This is a genomic window from Rhodococcus sp. NPDC059179 (assembly GCF_042754885.1).
Taxonomy (GTDB): domain Bacteria; phylum Actinomycetota; class Actinomycetes; order Mycobacteriales; family Mycobacteriaceae; genus Rhodococcus_G.
The window spans coordinates 16,151-36,320 of sequence record NZ_JBHZBV010000009.1 but is presented as its reverse complement, the minus strand read 5'-3'; the positions used below and the strand labels follow the sequence as shown (position 1 = coordinate 36,320).

Sequence of the window (20,170 nt, the reverse complement as noted above, 5' to 3'; positions counted from 1 at the left end):
AGCCCGAGCAGCAGCCGCGCCGCGCGCGCGTCCTCGCGGGTGCCCAGCTGGGCCCGGTAGATCGTCTCGCCGGAACGTCGCACGATCAGGTACGCGAGCCCCACCGCGACCATGGCAGGCGCGAGAATGGTGAGGCTTCCTGTCATCTCGGCGACCATCAGCATCACCGCGATCGGCGCGCGGGCGATGCTGCCGAAGCAGGCCATCATCCCGACGATGACGAACGGCGCAGGCGAGTCCGGCACCGCGGGCGCGATCGGCTCGAGCAGCCGCCACACCGCCGCGCCGGTGAACGCGCCGATCACCATGCCCGGACCGAAGATACCGCCGGATCCGCCCGTCCCGATCGACAGCGAGGTGGCGAGGATCTTGGCGAACGGAAGCACCAGCACCACCCAGAGCGGGATCGCCATCAGTCCTGTCCGGTCCAGTGCCTGCTGCACCCAGCCGTACCCGCTGCCGAGCACCTCCGGCAACGCCAGGGCCATCAGCCCGACCAGGAGTCCGCCGATCGCCGGCTTGAGAATCCGGCTGCAGGGCACCCGGCTGGCCACCGCCACGGTGCCGTAGAACGTCCTGCTGTAGAACAGCCCGATGAGTCCGCCGAGGACGCCGATGACCGCGAACCACGCCAGTTGGAGGGGCTCGTCGAACCGGTAGTCGGCCGCGGCGTAACCGAACAGCGGCGCGAAGCCCAGCAGGGAACCGAAGACCGTGTAGCTGACGATCGAGGTGATCAACCCCGGGATCACCGCATCGAACTCGAAGTCGTCCCGATAGGCGATCGACCCGGCCAGCAGGGCACCGCCGAGCGGCGCCCCGAAGATCGCACCGATTCCGGACCCGATGCCCACCGCGACGGCGATCCGGCCGTCCTTCGGCGACAGATCGAGGGTGCGCGCGAGCAGCGAGCCGAAGCCGGCGGAGATCTGCGCGGTCGGCCCCTCGCGGCCGCCGGAACCGCCCGAGCCGATCATGATCGCGGACGCGACGAGCTTCACCAGCACCGCCCGCATCCGGATCATCCGCGGGTTCCGGTGGATGGCCTCGATGGCCGCATCGGTGCCGTGTCCCTCCGCCTCCGGGGCAAAGGTGAACACGATGACGCCCGACGCCAGCCCGCCCAGGCACACCACGATCGGGATCGCCCACGGGCGGGTCGAGCCGCCGCTGCCCGCGCCGCCGCCCTCCCCAGCGGCGGCGGGCGGCGTGTAGCCGGCGAGCACCCCGAGAAGCAGGTGGGTGGCCTCGGTGAGCGCGAGGTAGAAGACGACGGCGCCGAGTCCGGCGATGATCCCGATGGCGGCGCCGAGCACCAGCCACTTCTTCAGGTAGCTCGTGTGCTTCACCCAGCCACCCGCGGCGGTGCCGGCCGAACGCAGCCCTGTCGCCGCGAGAAGCCGGCGATCGCCGGCCGTCATACTGCGTCAGCGTAGTTCCGCGACGCACGCGTCGGGGCCTGTTCGGCCCGGGTCAGGCCACCGACATCTGCCACACCACGGCGGCGGCGAGCGCGCCGGCCCCGTTGAGCGACCAGTGCAGCGCGATCGGCGCGATCAGGCTGCCGCTGCGGCTACGTAGCCAGGTGAACACGAAGCCCGCGGCTGCGGTGGCGAGCACCGCGCCCGCGATCCCGAGCACCTGACCCAGCAACCCGCCGCCGAGGATCCCGGTCAGCCCGCGGTTCCCGCTGGTCAACCCGAGCGACGACGCGATGTGCCACAGCCCGAACAGCAGCGATCCCGCGGCGAACACCCCGCGCGCACCCCAGGCACGATCGAGCGTGCCGTGCAGCACGCCCCGGAACGCGAGTTCCTCCGGGATGACCGTCTGCAGCGGGATGACGATCATCGACGCGATGAGCGCACCCGAGATGGTGGCGTAGCGATCCGCCATGAAGAACGGCCGGGTGATCGGGAGCAGGGCACCGATCGCGACCACCGCGACGACCAACCCGACCGCGGCCAGCGCGTAGATCGATCCCGTGCGCCAGTGCCGCCGCGACAACCCCAGTTCCGACCAGCCAAGGCCGCGACGGCGGGTCATCGCGACCAGCACCACCGCGGCGATCGGCACGGTGGCGACGCTCGCCCAGGCGTTCGTGAAGTGCGCGATCAGGTTCGTACCCACCAGGACCAGCACCACGACGACCACGTCGACGTAGGCGTGCAGCCTGGGGTGGGTGTGCATTTCGTCAATTGTACGGACTCTCGCGACGGCGAACTCTGCCTCGCGCGCCCCCCGATCGGGTCCCGGAAGCCGCGCGGCTAGCCTGAACGTGCATTTCGGACGCCCCCGTGTACAGGAGAGATGATGGCCGACTTCCTCTATGAGGACCTGCTGCCGATCGGTGACGACAACACCGAGTACCGGCTGCTGACCACCGAGGGGGTGTCCACCGTCGAGGGACCGGACGGTCGCACCTTCCTGCAAGTCGAGCCGGAGGCGCTGCGGCTGCTCACCGAGACCGCACTGCACGACATCTCGCACTACCTGCGCACCGACCACCTGACGCAGCTCGCGAGCATCCTCGACGATCCCGAGGCGTCGAACAACGACAAGTTCGTGGCGCTCGACCTGCTGAAGAACGCGAACATCGCCGCGGCAGGCGTGCTGCCGATGTGCCAGGACACCGGCACCGCCATCGTCATGGGCAAGCGCGGCCAGCAGGTGCTCACCCCCGGTGACGACGAGCAGGCCATCTCGCGCGGCGTCTACGACGCCTTCACCCGGCTGAACCTGCGCTACTCGCAGATGGCCCCGGTCACCATGTGGGACGAGAAGAACACCGGCAGCAACCTGCCCGCGCAGGTCGAGCTGTACGCGGACACGGCCAAGGGCCACGAGAACGCCTACAAGTTCCTGTTCATGGCCAAGGGCGGCGGCAGCGCCAACAAGTCCTACCTGTTCCAGGAGACGAAGGCGATCCTGAACCCGGACTCGATGATGCAGTTCCTCGAGGGCAAGATCCGCGCCCTCGGCACCGCGGCCTGCCCGCCGTACCACCTGGCGATCGTGGTCGGCGGCACCTCGGCCGAGTTCGCGCTGAAGACGGCCAAGTACGCCTCCGCCCACTACCTCGACGAGCTGCCGAACGAGGGCGCGATCACCGGCCGCGGCTTCCGCGACCTGGAGCTCGAGGAGGCGGTGCTGGAGCTGACCCGCAAGATCGGCATCGGCGCCCAGTTCGGCGGCAAGTACTTCTGCCACGACGTCCGGGTCATCCGCCTGCCGCGCCACGGCGCCTCGCTGCCGGTCGCGCTGGCCGTGTCCTGCTCGGCTGACCGTCAGGCCAAGGCGAAGATCACTCCCGAGGGCGTGTTCCTCGAGCAGCTCGACTTCAACCCCGGCCGATTCCTCCCCGAGGTCACCGACGAGCACCTCGACGCCGACACCCACGGCGTCTCGGGCACCGGCAAGGGCGCCGCGGTGAAGATCGACCTCACCAAGCCGATGCCGGAGATCCTCGCCGAGCTGTCCAAGCACCCGGTCAAGACCCGGCTGTCGCTGACCGGTCCGCTGGTCGTGGCCCGCGACATCGCGCACGCGAAGATCAAGGAACGCCTCGACGCCGGCGAGGAGATGCCGCAGTACCTCAAGGATCACCCCGTCTACTACGCCGGACCGGCGAAGACCCCGGAGGGCCTGGCGTCCGGTTCCTTCGGCCCCACCACCGCGGGCCGGATGGACTCCTATGTGGAGCAGTTCCAGGCCGCGGGCGGCTCGATGGTGATGCTGGCCAAGGGCAACCGCTCCAAGCAGGTCACCGACGCCTGCGACACGCACGGCGGCTTCTACCTCGGTTCCATCGGCGGACCGGCCGCGCGGCTGGCACTCGACTGCATCAAGAAGGTCGAGGTCGTCGAGTACGAGGAGCTCGGCATGGAGGCGGTCTGGAAGATCGACGTCGAGGACTTCCCCGCCTTCATCGTCGTCGACGACAAGGGCAACGACTTCTTCGCGCACACCGGCGAGGTCACCGTGACGATCGGCAAGCGCCCCGGCCTGTGAGCTGACCACCCTCCCTTCCGACCTCCCAAATGTCACATTGGTTCACCTCAGCCGAACCAATGTGACATTGGGGAAGTGGTGGCTTCGGGTGCTGCTGATCCCCCATTGCCATGTGCGGCCGGCCGGAGGAAGGTGAGGCAGGAGGGGGGTGACCGGTGGCGCCGCCGGGGTGCTGCCTCGAGAGAAGGAGGTGGATCGTGTACGCACGCTCTACCACTATCCAGGCCCACCCATCGTTCATCGACGCCGGAATCAAGCACATTCGCGACACCGTGATGCCCGCCCTCGCGGACCTCGAGGGATGCGCCGGTCTGTCCCTGCTGGTCGACCGCGACACCGGGCGCTGCATCGCGACCAGTTCCTGGATGGACGAGGATTCCCTCCGCGCGAGCGAGGGACCGGTCCTGCAGCTTCGCGAAAAGGCGACCGAAGTGTTCCGGGGCACCACGCATGTCGAACGGTGGGACATCGCGGTCCTGCACCGCGACCATCGCTCACGCCCCGGCGCCTGCGTGCGGGCCGTGTGGCTCAAGCTCGAGCCCGGCCGGATGGACCACGCCGTCGATGTCTACAAGATTGCCTCCCTGCCCTCGATGGAGGAGTTCGAGGGGTTCTGCAGCGCGAGCCTGCTCGTCGACCACGCCGCTGGCCGTGCCGTGTCCTCGGTGACCTTCGACAGCCACGAGGCGATGACGGCCAATCGCGAGAAGGCCGAGGCCCTCCGGACCAAGGCCGTCCACGAGATGGGCGGCGAGATCCTCGAGGTCTGCGAGTTCGAACTCGCGATCGCCCACCTGCACGTGCCGGAGATGGTCTGAGAGGAGACCCGGTTCGTCAGCGCTCGGCCAGCGCCTGCCCCTTGAGTTCGGGTAGCGCGAGGGTCGCGATCGCCGCGAGCCCGAAGGACACCGCGAACACGCCGAAGACCAGTCCGTTGCCGCCACCGGTCAGCAGCCAGGGCACGATCAGCGGCGCGATGATCGACGCTATCCGCCCGAACGCCGCTGCCGCGCCGGTGCCCGAGCCCCGCACCGTCGTCGGGTAGAGCTCCGGGCCGATCGCGTACAGGGCGCCCCACGCGCCGAGATTGAAGAACGACAACGCCATTCCCGCCGCGACGATCTGCGTCGGCGAGTCCGCCAGCCCGAATAGGCCTGCGGAGACAGCGGACCCGACCAGGAAGGTCGCGAGGGTGCCGCGGCGGCCCCACGCCTCGATCAGCCAGGCCGCCACCGCATAACCGGGCAGCTGGGCGAGGGTGATGATCAGCGTGTACTGGAAGGACTTGACCAGATCGAAGCCCTGCTCGAGCAGCAGGCTGGGCAGCCAGATGAAGGCGCCGTAGTAGGACAGGTTGATGCAGAACCAGATCGCCCACAGCGCGCCCGTCCGCCGCCGCAGCCGCGGCGACCAGATGGACTCTGCGGCGTCGGCCCGCTGATTCGATGCCTCCGAGTCGGCCGCGGTCTCGGTCTCCGGCGCCGGGGCCCCGCCGATCCGAGCCGATTCCTCGAAGGACCGCACGGCCGCTTCCGCCTCGGCGTGCCTGCCGCGGCTCTCGAGGAAGCGGACCGATTCGGGTAGGCCCAACCGGACCACCACCGCATAGGCGGTCGGGACGATGCCGACCGCGAGCGCCCAGCGCCAGCCGTCGTCGCCGAGTGGCACCACGAAGTAGCCGATCAGGGCGGCCAGGATCCAGCCCACCGCCCAAAAGGCCTCGAGCGCAACCACCATGCGGCCCCGCTGCTTTCGCGGCGCGTACTCGCTGACCAGGGTCGACGCCACCGGCAGCTCGGCGCCCAGCCCCAGCCCCACGACGAAGCGGAGCAGCATCAGCACCGCCAGCGACCCGGCCAGTGCGGTGGCCCCTGTCGCGAGGCCGTAGACGAGCAGCGTCGCCGCGAACACCTGCCTGCGACCGATCCGGTCCGCGAGCAGCCCGCCGACGCTCGCCCCGATCGCCATCCCGACGAAACCGATCGAGCCGATCCAGGACAGCTGCGTCTTGCTCAGGTCCCAGTGCACGGCCAGCGCGGCCATCACGAACGAGATGAGGCCGACGTCCATCGCGTCGAGCGCCCAGCCGACGCCGGAGCCGAGCAGCAGCTTGCCGTGCCGACGGGTGAGTGGGAGGTCGTCGAGTCGCTCTGTGCGGGTCCTGGTTTCGGGGTTCACCGAGTCCTACTCACCCGGCGCGTGCGGATCCGCTACGTCCCGCGGGTCAGGTCCACAGCGAGGCGACGAGGACCGCCACGATCGCGAGCCCGCCGACCGCGTGGGCGAGGTTCGGGTTGCCCTGATCCCTCTTCTGCTTGCCGCGACCGATCTCGGCCAGCGCGACCACCGCGAGCGACAGCACCAGCTTGATCGCGATCTTGGTGGTGTTGTATTCCTTGTCGAGCGCGCCCTCACCGAGCCCGACGATGATCAGGCCCGTCACGAACTGGAGCCGGGCGCCCCACACCATGACCTCGGAAATCCGCGGCGCGGCCAGCACTGCGAAGTAGCCGCCGACGATCGCGGCCATGCCGAGCAGGTGGAGGGCGACGAAGACGTTGTATACGACAGACATATCCGCACTGTAGCCGCCAGGCGCCGCACCGATTCTCGATCGCTCGAGATCGGCGCGGCGCGCTGCCCGCCTAGACGGTTCGAGCCAGGCGGTTGGCGAGCATGCCGGTGAACCGCGCCGGGTCGTCGAGCTCGCCGCCCTCGGCGAGCAGCGCCATGCCGTACAGCAATTCGGCGGTCTCCTCCAGCGCCGGATCGTCGTCGCGCTCGGCCTGGGCCGTCCGCAGCGCCGTCACGAGCGGGTGTTCCGGGTTCAGCTCGAGGATCCGCTTGGTGGTGGGAAGTACCTGCCCGGAGGCGCGGTACATCTTCTCCAGGGTCGGCGACATACTGAACGCGTCGCCGACGATGCACGCGGGCGAGGTGGTCAACCGGGTGGACAGCCGCACCTGCTTGACCTGCTCGCTGAGCGTCTCGGTCATCCAGGTGAGCAGGCCGGCGAAGTCCTTCTCCTGCTCCTCGCGCTCGGACTCGGCGGCCTTCTTGTCGTCCTCGGTGTCGAGGTCGACCTCGCCCTTGGCGATCGACTGGAAGGCCTTGCCCTCGTACTCCGGCACCGCGCCGACCCACATCTCGTCCACGGGATCGGTCAGCAACAGCACCTCGAGGCCGCGGGCGCGGAATGCCTCCATGTGCGGCGAGCTCTCGAGCAGCTGCCGCGTCTCGCCCGTCGCGTAGTAGATCTGCTCCTGCCCGTCCTTCATCCGCGCCAGGTACTCGTCCAGGGTGGTCGGATCGTCCTCGCTGTGCGTGGACGCGAAGGACGAGATGCCCAGCAGCGCATCGCGATTGTCGGTGTCGGACAGCAGGCCTTCCTTGAGCACCCGGCCGAACTGGGTCCACAGCGTGCGGTAGTCGTCGGGACGTTCGGCCTTGATGTCCTTGATCGTGGACAAGACCTTCTTGGTGAGCCTGCGCCGGATGGCCCGGATCTGCCGGTCCTGCTGCAGGATCTCGCGAGAGACGTTCAGCGAGAGGTCCTGCGCGTCCACCACGCCCTTGACGAAGCGCAGGTACTCCGGGATCAACTGATCGCAGTCGTCCATGATGAACACGCGCTTGACGTAGAGCTGCACGCCGGTCTTGGCGTCGCGCTGGAAGAGATCGAACGGCGCGTGCGAGGGGATGAACAGCAGCGCCTGGTACTCGAAGGTGCCCTCGGCCTTCATCGGGATGGTCTCGAGCGGCTCGTCCCAGGCGTGCGCGATGTGCCGGTAGAACTCCTGGTACTCCTCCTCGGAGACCTCGTCCTTCGAACGCGCCCAGAGCGCCTTCATCGAGTTGATCGTCTCGGATGAGGTGGTGACCGTCGCCTCGGCGCCGTCCTCCCCCGGCACGCTGCGCGCGACATCCATCCGGATCGGCCACGCGATGAAGTCGGAGTAGCGCTTGACGAGTTCCTTGATCTTGCGCTCGGACGTGTAGTCGTGCAGGTGATCCTCGGTGTCCTCGGGCTTGAGGTGCAGGGTCACGGAGCTACCCTGCGGCGCGTCGTCGACCGTCTCGATCGTGTACGTCCCCTCGCCGCTCGATTCCCAACGCGTGGCCTGGCTTTCGCCCGCACGGCGGGTGAGCAGCGTGACCTTGTCCGCCACCATGAAGGTCGAGTAGAAGCCGATGCCGAACTGCCCGATCAGTTCTTCGGACGCCGCGGCATCCTTGGCCTCACGCAGCTTGCGACGCAGGTCCGCGGTGCCGGAGCGGGCCAGCGTGCCGATCAGGTCGACGACCTCCGCTCGGGACATACCGATGCCGTTGTCGCGGACGGTGAGGGTGCGCGCGTCCTTGTCCGCCTCGATCTCGATGTGCAGATCCGAGGTGTCCACGTCGAGGTCCTTGTCGCGGAACGCCTCGAGGCGCAGCTTGTCCAGCGCGTCCGAGGCGTTGGAGACCAGCTCGCGGAGAAAGGAGTCCTTGTTCGAATAGACCGAGTGGACCATCAGGTCCAGCAGCTGGCGGGTCTCCGCCTGGAATTCGAGCTGCTCGATGTGCGCGTTCAATCCGATTCCCTTCGACAGCCGGGGCCCTCGACATCGGACCCCGACACCAGATTCGTCGTCGGAATATTACGCCGACCCCGGACACGCGTGAGGCCCGGTGGAGCGGATGCTCCACCGGGCCTCACGAAAGATCTGTGGTGGACCTACGGCCCGACGGCCAGCGCTGCGGCCAGGTTCGCGGCCTCGGCCGGACCGACGTAGGGAAGCAGTGCGTCATAAATGAGCGTCGACATCTAGGGACTCCTTCGATGACTCGTCGAGTCGTCAATGTTCTGCCGGATCTACCGACACCGCCGGATCTTCCGACACCGAATGCAGGGTATCCGCGGACGGCGCGGCCCGCCACCCGATTGACCGAAATTCCGCCCTGACCTGGTCGACCGCGTCGTGCAGCATCGCCTCGTAGGCATCGACGTCGGCCAGCACGGCCGGGCTGGTGGTGATGCTGATCGTCACGGTGTCCCCGATGCCGTGTACACCGTGCGTGAGGCCCATGAACTGCGACAGCGCCGGAAATCCGGACGTGAAGCGCACCGGTCCGCCGCCGAGGGACAGGTCGCCTGGCCCGCGGTCGACGCTCGAGACCACGGTGTTTCCGGTGACCGTCTCGGGGATCGCGCCGAAATCGAACTGCTCGACCCCCCACCGGACCAGCGGCCCCGGCACCGAGCGCAGTGCGCGGTCCGCGGCGGCCGCGGCGGGGTGCTCGCCGTTGGCCCGCCGGGACGCCATCGACGCGGCGATTTTCGCGGCGCGCTCACGCAGGTCCGCGACCCCCGGATGCAGGTCGACGGCGACGTTGCGGAAGTGGTTGCGTGCCCGCGCGTGCCCCGACTTGGCGACCGTCACCTCCGCGACCAGGTCGTCGGGCACCTCGCTCCCCTGCGCCCGCAGGTACCGGGTCAACGCCAGCGAGATCGCGGTCATCGCGCCCACCGTGACCGTGACGCCGGGCCCGCGCAGGTCCGCCGAATCGCGAACCACCATCCGCACCGTCCGGCGGTCGTCGGGTTGGGCGTTGGTCGGACCCTTGACGCGGCTCGGCGGCTGCGGCGCCAGCACCCCCTCGGCGGTGGCTCGCTCGAGCGCGCGATGGGTCCGGTGCGCCGGCCAGGCGGCTGCCACGAGGGAGGCCAGCTGCACCGGGAGCCGGGCGCCCGCCAGGGCCAATGCCCACGCCGGTCGCCACGGCGCGGGGCGCGAGGTCCGCCGCGCCTGCGGCGCCTGCCCGCCGAACAGGGCGCGGGCCAACGCGGAGGCGCCGCGGCCGTCCGCCAGGGCGTGCGCGACCTGCAGCACCGCGACAACCGCGGGACCGTCGCCGCACCGCGGGGCACCGTGCGTGACCTCGAAAAGGTGGAGCCGCCAGGGAGATTCGCGCGCGTCCAGGCGCTCGGTCAGCAGTTCCCCCACCGCCCGCAGGCAGTCCGGCCAGCTCGCGAGCGGCGCGTGGGCCACGACGTGATCGGCACCGACGTCCATCGGCACCCAGTACGGGTAGTCGGCGTGCAGCGGGACCTCGCGGACCATCAGCCGCAGGTCCGGGACGAGCGCGGCCCGTGCGATGAGCGCCGCGCACATCTCGGGTATCGAGTCGGCCGGGTCCTCGAAGCAGTAGAGCAGGAATTGGTCGCTGTGGATCTTGGTGGAGATCCAATACGTCTGCGCATCAGGGGGACTCATCCGCGGCACCGACGGAAGGTATCACCGATGCCCTGTCCGCCCTGAGTGAACAGGGGCGCCGAGCGCCACCGCCCGGTGGCAGGCTTGCGGTCATGGCAGCTGCGGATCGGCCGGTCGTCGTCGACATCGCCACCCGGCGACGCGACGGACGGCGCACGGAACGCGACCGGCCCGCTCCCCTGCTGCGACAGGTGTACGGCGAGATCCTGCGCAACGAGCGTCGCGATCAGGACCGCACCCTCGACGACGTCGCCCGCGAGGTGGGCATGTCCAAGCAGTACCTCTCCGAGATGGAGCGTGGACGCAAAGAGCCATCGTCGGAGATGCTGACCTCGGTGTGCGACGCGCTCGGCCTGCCGCTCGAGAACCTGCTTGCCAGGGGTGTGCGACGGCTGTCGGCCCCGCTGCGCACCGGTCAACGCGTGGAGACCGGTCCGCCGCAGGTGCAATTGCTGGCCGCCTGATCGCCGGACCGGCCCTACGCCGCGTCGCGGGAGACGATCACCTGGTCCGCGAGGCCGTAGTCGAGCGCCTCCGACGCGGTGAAGATCCGGTCCCGGGCGGTGTCGTTACGGAGTCGGCTCGCATCCTGGCCGGTGTGTGCGCTGAGAATCTCCTCGGTCTGCGAGCGGACCCTCAGCACCTCGGCGGCCTGCAGGGCCAGGTCGGAGATGGTGCCCTCGCCCCTCGCCGACGGTTGGTGCAGCAGCACCCGCGAGTGCTTGAGCACATGCCTGCGTCCGGGCGCGCCCGCGGCGAGCAACACCGCCGCGGCCGACGCCGCCTGACCCATGCAGTAGGTGGCTACCGTGGGGCGCAGGAACTGCATGGTGTCGTAGATGGCGAGCATCGCGGTGGTCGAGCCGCCCGGCGAGTTGATGTACAGGCCGATCTCCCGCTCCGGCGCCTCCGCCTCGAGGTGCAGCAGCTGCGCCATCACCACATTCGCGACGCCGTCGTCGATCTCGGTGCCCAGGAAGATGATTCGTTCGCCCAGCAGGCGGCTGAACACGTCGAAGGAACGCTCGCCAGCCGGGGTCCGTTCGATGACGTTGGGAATCGTGTACTGCGCCATGACTACAGCCCCATCCGTCGTGCGGTCGCGAACGGCGCGATCTGGTCGAACGATCCGACCACCCGGTCGACGATCCCGTATTCGCGTGCCTGCTCCGGGGTGAACCAGCGGTCCCGGTCGCTGTCGGCGGCGATCTCCTCGACGGTGCGTCCGGTCTCGGCGGCCAGGATCTCCTCCGACTGCCGCTTCATGTATTCCCAGTTGTCGGCCTGGATGGCGATGTCCATCGCGGTGCCGCCGATGCCGGCCGACGGCTGATGCATCATGATCCGGCTGTGGGCCAGGCTGATCCGCTTGCCGTGGGTGCCCGAGGCGAGCAGGACCTGCCCCATGCTGGCGGCGAACCCGAGCGCGACGGTCACCACGTCGTTGGGGATCAGCTTCATCGTGTCGTAGATGGCGAGCCCGGCCAGCACTGAGCCGCCGGGTGAGTTGATGTAGACGACGACGTCGCGCTCGGCGTCGGCCGTGGCGAGCAGCACCATCTCTGCGCAGACCCGCTCCGCCATCTCGTCGTTCACCTCACCGGTCAGCAGCACGGTGCGCTGCCGGAAGAGCCGGTCGGTGAGTTGGTCTCGATAGGTCAGATTCGGTGTCGCGATCATGCATTCCGTTGTATCCGCTTGGCGCGGCGGCGAATCGATTTGTCTGCCGAGGGCAGACGGATCGGTGGACTGTCAGTTCCAGTTGTCGATCTTGACGTCGTCGGGATCCGGAGCGCCCTTCCCGGTTTCGACAAGCGACTTCAGGCTCATCAGGAAGAGCGCCCACTTGGTGCTGCAGTGGTGCATGAACTCCACCGGCTCCTTCCAACCTCGATGATTGAAGAGAACGATGGTGTAGTCATCGACCTGATCGAGCTCCCAGTCCACCTGGGTGCCGATCCATTCCTCGGGTCCGTCGACCACCTCCCACAGCACGCGCCTGCCCGGGTCAAGCTCCAGGACCTTCATGTCGAATCCACCCGCCCCGAAACGGAATCGGAGCACGCCACCCAGATCGTTACCGTCGCCCTGAGTGTTGGTCGTCCACCAGCCGGCCAGCCCCTCGGCGGTCGTCAAGGCCGCGTACACCTCGGTCACCGACGACTTGATTCCCACCCTGTGCAGGATGTCTACCATTTTCGGTACTTCCTTCCAGTGTTGGTTCTCGTATGACCTTCGTGAATTCACGGCTGCAGGCCGCGCTGGTCTTTCGTTCGCTGAACGGCCTCGGCGATCTTCTTGATACGCCGCAGCCTGGCGTCCCACGCCGCCCCCACCGAGGACAGCTGTGCGACCGCGCGAGCAAGTTGCGCCTCGTCCACCCGGTACCTCCGCTCTCGCCCGGCAGGCGTGGCGTGCACCAAGCCGACACGGTCGAGCACGCCGAGATGTTTCGCGATGGCCTGCCGTGTCATGGGCAGCTGCTCACTGAGGCTGGTGGCCGTGCCGTTCCCATCCGCCAGGAGCAGGTCGAGCATTCGCCGACGGGTCGGATCCCCGATCGCGGACCACAGGTCGTCGTCGACGGCGGTGGTCACGGGGTCGACACCAGCCGCGCGAGGTACTCCCCGAGTCGGGGAACGAAGGTGTCCCAACCGACGCTGTGCTCCCGGTACTGCTCCTCCAACTTCGCGGCTTCCCAACCCATCTCGCGGAATCCCGTCTCGATGAGCCGAATCCTGGTGCCCGTGCCCGACGGGGTGAGCTCGAAGGTGATCAGCAACGCGTTCACGGCGTCGTCGACCTTGCCCTCGGGATAGCACCAGCGGAAGGAGAACAATCGAGGCGGCTCGGCGCTCACCACGGTGATCGGGACGACCTCCGCCCGATCACCCCAGACCAACTCACCGACCGCGCCTGGCGTCGCGTCGACCGCGGCATCGTCGGTCCACCACTGTGAGATGTGCTCCGGGCTGCTGACGACCTCGAACGCCACCTCGGGCGAGGCGTCGACATAGATCTCTCGTTCGATGCTGCCGTACTCCATGCTCGTCATCCGTCCTCCATGTGCAATGTTTGGTTGCACATCACGCTAGCCGACCATCCACCGTGACGCAACCATTGGTTGCATATTGGAGAACTCAGAACACGAACGGGATCAGCCGCTTGGTCCTGCGCATGTACTGCCGGTACGGCTCGCCGAGCCCCTCGGCGAGCGTCCGCTCCTCGTGCGGGATCCGCACCACGTAGCCGAGGATCAACCCGAGCACCGCCAGCGGTGCGAGCCAGTTCGTGTACGCGATGGTGAACCCCAGCGCGCAGATCAGCGCGCCGGTGTACGACGGGTGCCGGATCCACCGGTACAGGCCGGTGTCGACCACCGCCTGCCCCGCGGCCACCTGGACCTTGAACGTGAACGCCGCCCCGAGCTCGTGCACCGCGCGCAGGCGGAGCCCCTGTCCCGCGGCCGCGATCGCCAGGCCCGCAACGAAATACCAGACGGCGCCCGTGGTGATCACCGTCGACGTCACGAGCAGGCTCACCGCGAGGCCGCCGACGTAGGCGATCAGCAGACCCAGCCCGACCGCGAGGCCACTACGGGTGTCCCGATCCTGCCCGGCGTCGCTGGGCCGGGAACGCCCGATCCAGAGCTCCGAGCACACGAACGCCGTGAACGCCGCGGCCAGGATCAGCCCGGCGGCCAAATTGGACGCGACCAGCGGGAGCACGGCGCCGCCTCCTCGCCCCTCGCGCCCGCGACCGGTCTAGCCGGCCGCATCCTCGTCCAGGGTGTGCTTGACGAGGGCGTTGGCGTGACCGTGCCCCATCCCGTGCTCGGCCTTGAGCCAGCCGACGAGCTCCATGTGCTTGCTCAACCCCGACGATCGAATCATGGTCTTCCACTCCGCGATCGGCCGACCGTGCTTCTTCTCGATCGACGGGAAGTAGGACGCCGGACCCTTCACTGGCTCAGTCATTCCTGCGACGCTACCGTCCCGGGCTCTCGTCGTCCCCTCCATTGACAGCATGGAGCCGCCGGGGCAATACTGAACTAGATGGTTCAGCATTCGCTCCTCGACGTCTCGTTCACGGCGCTCTCGGATCCCACCCGACGCGGGATCCTCGAACACCTCGGACGAGCCGACGCCACGGTCAGCGAGCTGGCGGAGCTCTTCGAGATGACCCTCACCGGCATCACGAAGCACCTCCGCCTCCTCGAGGAGGCGGGCATGGTCGTGACCGAGAAGCGCGGCCGCGTGCGCCACTGCCGACTCGGCACGAACCCGCTCGACCGTGAGGCCGCCTGGATCCGGGGCCACCAGCTCGAGATCGAGGGCCGCCTGGACCGTCTCGGACAGTTCCTCAACCACACGGAGGAGTAACGATGACCACGCAAGACACCCCCGCCGCCGCAACCGTGTCCACTCCAGGCGACCGGGACATTCACATCGAACGCGTCTTCAACGCCGCCCGCGACCGGGTCTGGGCGGCGTACACCGAACCCGAGCAACTCGCCAAGTGGTGGGGCCGGGGCAACCCGCTCGACGTCGAGCGCTGGGAATTCGAGCGCGGCGGCCACTGGCGGTTCGTCGAGCACCACGAGGGCGGAACCGACGGCTTCGAGGGACGGTTCCGCGAGATCACCCCGAAGGACCGGCTGATCTACTCCTTCGAGTGGGACGGCATGCCCGCGCACGTGTGCATCGAGACCGTCGAGTTCGTCGACCTGGGCGACGGCCGCACCAGGGTCGTCATCGACAACCAGTTCGTCACCGCCGCCGAGCGCGACGGCATGCTGCAGTCCGGCATGGAAGGCGGCCTGAACAACAGCTTCGAGGCGCTCGACGCGCTGCTGGCGAAGGCCGGGTGAACGCTGACGCTCAGCCGCGACGGCACAGGCAGAAGTAGTGCCCGACCGGGTCCCGGAACACGGTGAACGACGGGTGCTCCCGCGGCCCCTCCACGCGCTGCGCACCCAGCCCGACCACCCACCGTTCGGCCACGTCCAGGTCGTCGACGAGCAGGTCGAGGTGTACCCGAACGCCCTGCGCAGGCCAGTCGACCGGGACGAAGTCGGGGGCGAGCTGGAAGGCCAACCGGACCGCACCCGGCCCCTGCAGCACGACCCAGTCCTCGTCGGACCGCGCGACCCGCCAGCCGAGCACCGCGCCGTAGAAACCGGCCAGTGCGCGTGGGTCTGGGCAGTCAAGGACGGTGTAATCCATACCGATGTCGGGACGGGTCATGGGTCGACCCTAGGACGCGCCGGACCCCGATTGCCAGGATCTTCTCAGCCGTCGCTGACCGGATCCTTACCCGGGGCGGGCATCGTGGAGTCATGTCGCAGATAACCGTTCTCGCCGTCGGAGGTACCGGGGAATCGCACCCCGACGACCGCCGCACCGAGGTGTCCGGGCTGCTGCGCGAGGTCACCGACGCGCTCGACGGGCGATTCGTCGGCCGGTGGGTCGGCTATCCGGCGTCCTACGGTCCGGTCGCCGTCGGCGGGCTGAGCTACCGGCAGAGCACCGAGGTCGGCGTGCGCCGACTGGTCGAGGCGGTCGCGGAGGCCGACGGCCCGGTGATGCTGATCGGCTACTCGCAGGGCTGCACCGTCATCCGCGAGATGCTCGGACACATCGCGGCCGGACGTCTCTCCGCCGACGGAGTTGTCGCCGTCGGCCTGATCTCCGATCCCGAACAGCCGGAGGGCGCCGTCCCTGGCTGCCGCGGGCGCGGAGTCGCCGGGGCCGGGCCTGCTGCGCCCGACTCGATACCCGTCCTGTGGGTCGGGCACCCAGAGGACATGATCTGCAACGCCAGCGACGACAGCTACGTGCGCGACATCGCGGACCTCACCCGGTGGATGTCGCTGCGGGACCGGCACACCTGGCTGGGCCAGCTCTGGGAACTGCTTCGCGACAACAGCTTCCAGAACGCGACGAAGACACGTCTGAGCTTTCGGCAGTGGCGGACGGATCTACGGCGCCTGCGCACCGCGCTGCTCGAGGTGCTCGGCTACCTGCCCGCCCGCCTGACCTGGCGCGGCGTGCGGGTGGCCAATCCACGCGGCGGGCGACACGTCGCGTACGCCACCGAACCGCTCGATGCGAGCGGGCTGACCGGGTGCCAGGTGCTGGCGCAGTGGATCCAGGTGCAGGCGACGTTCGGGCCCCTGCCCGCTGGGCACGTCACGAGCAGGGCAGCCTGAGCACGGCGAGCGCTCACGGCCGATCTCGTCCGAGGTCCGCGCTACGCTGGGCAGTGTTCGGGTCGGGCCGTCCAACATTGCAGGGGGATCTGTTGTGAAACTCGCTCGCAGGCTAGGTACGTGCGCAACGATCGTCGCTGCGCTGGGGTTGTCGACCGCGGGGGTTGCGGCGGCGGCGCCGGTAACCCTTCCGTTTCAGATCAATCCGGCCCCATACGGAAACCCGAACGGGAGCTTCGACGCTCCCGCCTCTCGGTGCGCGGCGGTGGTCGGTGACCGGCCCGGAGCCGTGACGATCACCGGCGGGAATCCCGGCGGCTGGGGCTGCCCGCTCACCTCCCAGGTGCAGTGGATGAACCTGTCGACCGGCGCGACCGGCGCCGGTCAGCTGTCGGATGGCCTGAACGGGATCCCGGCCGCGGCGACACTGAACACCGGAATCGGGCAGGTCGTCGTCATCCTCAATCCGGTGGCCGGAATCGTCACCCCTGGTTTCGCCACGTTCTACGTGCCGTAACCGCCGCCTGGACCGATCGGCGGCCCAGGCGGAGAAGCCGACGTCACAGGGTGTCGATCACCGACTGCCCGGCCGGGGTGCGCAGCGCCTTCGTCGTCTCCGCGCCGGAATTCGGATTCAGCCTGTCGACCGTCCGGAACTGGAAGCGCGCCTCCGCCGAGTCGACCTCGAGGATCCCGTAGCCGTGATCGACCATGTCGGCATACCGCAGGTGCGGGTTCTTGGCGCGCCTGCTCGCCTCCTCGGCCCGCGCCGCGCCCGCGTCGCTGCTACCGGTGGCTCCTCCGTCCCCGGTGTTGGCGGACGTGACCGACGGGACGACGAACTCGACACCAGCCCGCGCCGTGCCGGGCGCGTTGGTCTGGGCCCCGCTCGGTGTGCCCGGCGCGAACCCGGTGTCCCACAGCTCCCCGGCCCACCCGTCGTGGTCGTCGCCGGTGACCAGGACCAGGTTCTCCACGGACTGGGCCGCGGTGGAGAGGATCTCGGCACGCTCGGCGCCGTAGCCGTCCCAGGTGTCCATGTAGGCCCGGGCGCCGTCGTCCGCCACCACCATGCCCATCATCATGTTGGCGTTCGCCACCACCTTCCAGCGGGCGTCCGAGTTGGTCATGCCGTCGAGCAGCCACCGCTTCTGCGCCCCGCCGAGCATGGTCCGGCCCGCCACGTCGGCCTCGGCGCAGACGGCGAATTCGGCGTCGCCGCAGGCCTGCGCGTCGCGGTACTGCCTGGTGTCCGGAGCGAACAGCTCCACCGTCCGGCCCACCCGCAGCGAGCGGTAGGTGCGCGTCGGGTCGCCCGCGAAACGCGGCACCGGCATGTGCTCGAACCAGGACTGCCACGCCCACTGCTTCTTCTGCTGGAACCCGACCGCACTGTCGATGGGCGAGACCACCGGGAACGTCCAGCCGTCCTGGCTGTAGTTGTTGCGGAACTCGTGGTCGTCCCAGATCGGGATGAAGGCGTGCTGGCTGTGCATCAGCCGCAGGTCGGCATCGGTGCGGTACCTGCGGTACTTGTCCCGCATGGCATCGATGGTCTGCGGGAAGGCGTTGGTCTCGATGCCCCGCACGCCCGGCTTGGTGAACTCGTACACGTAGTCGCCGAGGCAGACGACGAAGTCGAGATCCTCCGCGGCGAGGTGTCGGTGCGCCGCGTAGTAGCCCTCCTCGAAGCCCTGACAGGTGAACCAGCCGATGCGGACCGGCTCGTTGGAATCGGCCGGCCGCAGCGTCCGGAACCGCCCGACCGACGACTCGCCCCCGTTCCCGCGGAACTGGTAGTAGTAGGTCTCCCCTGGGGCCAGGCCGTTCACATCGAAATGCACTGTGCCGTCGGCATCTTCCCGTACCTGAACCCGCTCGGCGAGCACCGGGGCGGACAGGTCCTCCCGCTTCGAGACGATCAACGCCAACTCGCCGCCCGTGGCGCTGCTTCCGGCGCTACCGCTTCCGGCACTGCCGCTTCCGAGGCTGCCGGTCCCGAGGCTGCCGGTACTCCCCGCCCCGCCGACCCGGGTCCACAAGGTCGCGCCGTCGGTGCGCGGCACCCCGGCCATGACGCCGTTGCCGAACTCGGGGTTGCGGATCAGGCCCGCCCCGCCATCGGGGGCCTGACGCAGGACGGGGGTGGCGTTCGCGGTGGCGGGCAGCAGGCTCGCGCCCCCCAGTGCGGACAGGCCGGCCAGGAACGCGCGGCGGGAAACATTGGTGGGCGGGAAGGACACAAGCCACCTCAGGTGCGGTAGGGACAAATTCCTGATGACACTAGACGTCCACGGCCCGTCCTGCGATTGTTTCTCCACCGTTCACCGAATGACGACTCGATCCACCCGAGGAAGGTCGTGGCGCTGCCCGACACCGGGATTCGCCCTCGGGACCGGCCCGCTACCGGGAGGACTCGGGCTCGATCGAAATCGCGAGGTGGCTTGAAGAGGGCGCGTTGGCCGGAGATCCGATCATGGGGCCGCTCGCCGTCGTGGCGTTCGGAGTCGTGGCGTTCGGAATGGTCGGACTGTATTACAGGCTGGATGGCTTGAGCTGACGGACGGATGTGCCGGAGCGCGTTCGTCCCCCGAAATGATCGACGAACGGGCGGTTACCGGGTACGCCTCTCGACGTTCCCTCCGATAGCCGCCCGTTCGTCGGTGGCCTACACCTAGGCGGACCGCGGCGCACAGGAGCCGCAGCCGGTGGGATGATGGCGCGCGTGCCGATGCCCCCACCGCTGCCCGTCAGGAACGGAGTCGGCCCGACGCGACTACGCGTCCCGGCGTCCGGGCCGTGGACAACGATCGCCGAGTACGTCGTCGCGAGGTTCGGCCACCTGGACTCCGGCGACCTGTACCGACGGTTCGACGCCGGCGAGATCGTGGGCGCCGACAGCCGTCCGATCGGTCGCGGCACGGCGCTGGGCGCGCACCCCTTCGTCTGGTACTACCGCGATCTGCCGGTGGAGGACCCGGTGCCGTTCCACGAGGAGATCCTGCACGTCGACGACGACCTCGTCGTGATCGACAAGCCGCACTTCCTCCCGACCACGCCGAGCGGGCGATACCTGCGCGAGTCCGCGCTCGTCCGACTGCGGGTCCGCCTCGACAACCCAGACCTGGCGCCGATCCACCGGCTCGACCGCGGGACCGCGGGCCTGGTGATGTTCTCGGCCCGCCCCGCGACGCGCGGCGCGTACCAGTCGCTGTTCGAGAAGAGGCGGGTCGCGAAGGTCTACGAGGCGGTGTCGGCGCCACCGCCCGGGTGGGACCAGGACGCACCGGCGTTCGCCGGACGCGCCGTTCCCCTCGTCTACCGCAACCACATCGAGGCTCGGCGCGGCGAGTTGCGGGTCGTCGTCGACGACGCCCGGGAGCCCAACGCCGAGACTGTGGTCGAGGTGCGAGGGACGGGTGTGAGCTCCTCCGGACGCGGCGTGCTGCACACGGTGCTGCGTCCGCACACCGGACGGATGCACCAGTTGCGGGTGCATCTGGCGGCACTCGGCGCCGGGATCCTGGGCGACCGGCGATACCCCGATCTGCTGCCCGACGCGCCGGACGATCATTCCCTCCCACTTCAACTACTCGCGCGGGAACTGGAATTCACCGATCCGCTGTCGGGGGCGCCGCGACAGTTCGTCACCCACCGGACGTTGAGCGAGGCGCCCGTTTCGGGGCGCTGA

Annotated in this window: 22 protein-coding genes and 1 pseudogene; 8 read left to right on the top strand and 15 right to left on the bottom strand. The window is 69.0% G+C overall.

The window, feature by feature from the left end; translation table 11 throughout:
- Nucleotides 1-17: 17 nt before the first annotated feature.
- Nucleotides 18-1,421, bottom strand: a pseudogene (locus tag ACFXMV_RS17125) (chloride channel protein); the annotation flags it as partial.
- A gap of 52 nt (nt 1,422-1,473) precedes the next feature.
- On the bottom strand, nt 1,474-2,190 hold the full coding sequence (locus ACFXMV_RS17120; RefSeq protein WP_378498544.1) for a CPBP family intramembrane glutamic endopeptidase: 717 nt from the start codon (nt 2,188-2,190) through the stop codon (nt 1,474-1,476).
- 123 nt (nt 2,191-2,313) lie between these two features.
- Between ACFXMV_RS17120 and ACFXMV_RS17115 the strand changes: the two genes are divergently transcribed.
- On the top strand, nt 2,314-4,011 hold the full coding sequence (locus ACFXMV_RS17115) for a fumarate hydratase (RefSeq protein ID WP_378498543.1): 1,698 nt from the start codon (nt 2,314-2,316) through the stop codon (nt 4,009-4,011).
- Between the two features lie 197 nt (nt 4,012-4,208).
- Nucleotides 4,209-4,829, top strand: coding sequence for a hypothetical protein (locus ACFXMV_RS17110; protein ID WP_378498542.1), 621 nt, complete (start codon nt 4,209-4,211; stop codon nt 4,827-4,829).
- Nucleotides 4,830-4,845: 16 nt separating this feature from the next.
- On the opposite strand, the gene ACFXMV_RS17105 is transcribed toward ACFXMV_RS17110, so the two are convergent.
- The 4 genes from ACFXMV_RS17105 to ACFXMV_RS17090 all read right to left on the bottom strand — a co-directional run bounded on the left by ACFXMV_RS17105 (nt 4,846) and on the right by ACFXMV_RS17090 (nt 10,268).
- The gene (locus ACFXMV_RS17105) at nt 4,846-6,189 is read right to left on the bottom strand and encodes an MFS transporter (protein WP_378498541.1); all 1,344 of its coding nucleotides are present in this window, start codon (nt 6,187-6,189) and stop codon (nt 4,846-4,848) included.
- A gap of 46 nt (nt 6,190-6,235) precedes the next feature.
- Nucleotides 6,236-6,586, bottom strand: coding sequence for a hypothetical protein (locus tag ACFXMV_RS17100; protein ID WP_378498540.1), 351 nt, complete (start codon nt 6,584-6,586; stop codon nt 6,236-6,238).
- Nucleotides 6,587-6,656: 70 nt separating this feature from the next.
- Nucleotides 6,657-8,585 carry a molecular chaperone HtpG gene (htpG, locus tag ACFXMV_RS17095; RefSeq protein WP_378503204.1) on the bottom strand — a complete coding sequence of 643 codons (1,929 nt, stop codon included), beginning with the start codon at nt 8,583-8,585 and terminating at the stop codon, nt 6,657-6,659.
- Nucleotides 8,586-8,849: 264 nt separating this feature from the next.
- Entirely contained in the window at nt 8,850-10,268 is a 1,419-nt protein-coding gene (locus ACFXMV_RS17090) for a WS/DGAT domain-containing protein (RefSeq protein ID WP_378500971.1), read from the bottom strand.
- A gap of 92 nt (nt 10,269-10,360) precedes the next feature.
- Here ACFXMV_RS17090 and ACFXMV_RS17085 point away from each other — a divergent pair, with 92 nt between their 5' ends.
- Complete coding sequence (locus ACFXMV_RS17085; protein WP_378500970.1) at nt 10,361-10,732, top strand: helix-turn-helix domain-containing protein; 372 nt, start codon at nt 10,361-10,363, stop codon at nt 10,730-10,732.
- Nucleotides 10,733-10,746: 14 nt separating this feature from the next.
- On the opposite strand, the gene ACFXMV_RS17080 is transcribed toward ACFXMV_RS17085, so the two are convergent.
- The 7 genes from ACFXMV_RS17080 to ACFXMV_RS17050 all read right to left on the bottom strand — a co-directional run bounded on the left by ACFXMV_RS17080 (nt 10,747) and on the right by ACFXMV_RS17050 (nt 14,245).
- Nucleotides 10,747-11,343: a ClpP family protease gene (locus ACFXMV_RS17080; RefSeq protein ID WP_378500969.1), complete on the bottom strand. Its 597-nt coding sequence runs from the start codon at nt 11,341-11,343 to the stop codon at nt 10,747-10,749.
- Nucleotides 11,344-11,345: 2 nt separating this feature from the next.
- Nucleotides 11,346-11,948, bottom strand: a complete 603-nt coding sequence (locus tag ACFXMV_RS17075) for a ClpP family protease (protein WP_378500968.1) — start codon at nt 11,946-11,948, stop codon at nt 11,346-11,348.
- Nucleotides 11,949-12,020: 72 nt separating this feature from the next.
- Nucleotides 12,021-12,443: an SRPBCC domain-containing protein gene (locus ACFXMV_RS17070; protein WP_378500967.1), complete on the bottom strand. Its 423-nt coding sequence runs from the start codon at nt 12,441-12,443 to the stop codon at nt 12,021-12,023.
- Nucleotides 12,444-12,511: 68 nt separating this feature from the next.
- A complete protein-coding gene (locus ACFXMV_RS17065) occupies nt 12,512-12,865 on the bottom strand; it encodes an ArsR/SmtB family transcription factor (RefSeq protein ID WP_378500966.1) in 354 nt (117 codons plus the stop codon).
- The gene (locus tag ACFXMV_RS17060) at nt 12,862-13,323 is read right to left on the bottom strand and encodes an SRPBCC domain-containing protein (protein WP_378500965.1); all 462 of its coding nucleotides are present in this window, start codon (nt 13,321-13,323) and stop codon (nt 12,862-12,864) included. Before ACFXMV_RS17060 ends, ACFXMV_RS17065 begins: the two co-directional genes overlap by 4 nt.
- Before the next feature lie 85 nt (nt 13,324-13,408).
- On the bottom strand, nt 13,409-13,996 hold the full coding sequence (locus ACFXMV_RS17055) for a methyltransferase family protein (RefSeq protein WP_378500964.1): 588 nt from the start codon (nt 13,994-13,996) through the stop codon (nt 13,409-13,411).
- A gap of 36 nt (nt 13,997-14,032) precedes the next feature.
- Nucleotides 14,033-14,245, bottom strand: coding sequence for a DUF4287 domain-containing protein (locus ACFXMV_RS17050; protein WP_378500963.1), 213 nt, complete (start codon nt 14,243-14,245; stop codon nt 14,033-14,035).
- 78 nt (nt 14,246-14,323) lie between these two features.
- On the opposite strand from ACFXMV_RS17050, the gene ACFXMV_RS17045 reads away from it, so the two are divergent.
- Both ACFXMV_RS17045 and ACFXMV_RS17040 read left to right on the top strand, forming a co-directional pair.
- Nucleotides 14,324-14,650, top strand: coding sequence for an ArsR/SmtB family transcription factor (locus tag ACFXMV_RS17045; protein ID WP_378500962.1), 327 nt, complete (start codon nt 14,324-14,326; stop codon nt 14,648-14,650).
- A 2-nt stretch (nt 14,651-14,652) separates the two neighbouring features.
- The gene (locus ACFXMV_RS17040) at nt 14,653-15,138 is read left to right on the top strand and encodes an SRPBCC family protein (RefSeq protein WP_378503205.1); all 486 of its coding nucleotides are present in this window, start codon (nt 14,653-14,655) and stop codon (nt 15,136-15,138) included.
- Between the two features lie 10 nt (nt 15,139-15,148).
- Here ACFXMV_RS17040 and ACFXMV_RS17035 read toward each other — a convergent pair whose 3' ends face one another.
- Nucleotides 15,149-15,514, bottom strand: a complete 366-nt coding sequence (locus tag ACFXMV_RS17035; protein ID WP_378500393.1) for a VOC family protein — start codon at nt 15,512-15,514, stop codon at nt 15,149-15,151.
- A 92-nt stretch (nt 15,515-15,606) separates the two neighbouring features.
- On the opposite strand from ACFXMV_RS17035, the gene ACFXMV_RS17030 reads away from it, so the two are divergent.
- Nucleotides 15,607-16,479, top strand: coding sequence for a PE-PPE domain-containing protein (locus ACFXMV_RS17030; protein WP_378500392.1), 873 nt, complete (start codon nt 15,607-15,609; stop codon nt 16,477-16,479).
- Nucleotides 16,480-16,573: 94 nt separating this feature from the next.
- On the top strand, nt 16,574-16,996 hold the full coding sequence (locus ACFXMV_RS17025) for a hypothetical protein (protein WP_378500391.1): 423 nt from the start codon (nt 16,574-16,576) through the stop codon (nt 16,994-16,996).
- Nucleotides 16,997-17,039: 43 nt separating this feature from the next.
- On the opposite strand, the gene ACFXMV_RS17020 is transcribed toward ACFXMV_RS17025, so the two are convergent.
- Nucleotides 17,040-18,722, bottom strand: coding sequence for an alkaline phosphatase D family protein (locus tag ACFXMV_RS17020; RefSeq protein ID WP_378500390.1), 1,683 nt, complete (start codon nt 18,720-18,722; stop codon nt 17,040-17,042).
- Between the two features lie 470 nt (nt 18,723-19,192).
- Here ACFXMV_RS17020 and ACFXMV_RS17015 point away from each other — a divergent pair, with 470 nt between their 5' ends.
- Entirely contained in the window at nt 19,193-20,170 is a 978-nt protein-coding gene (locus tag ACFXMV_RS17015) for a pseudouridine synthase (RefSeq protein WP_378500389.1), read from the top strand.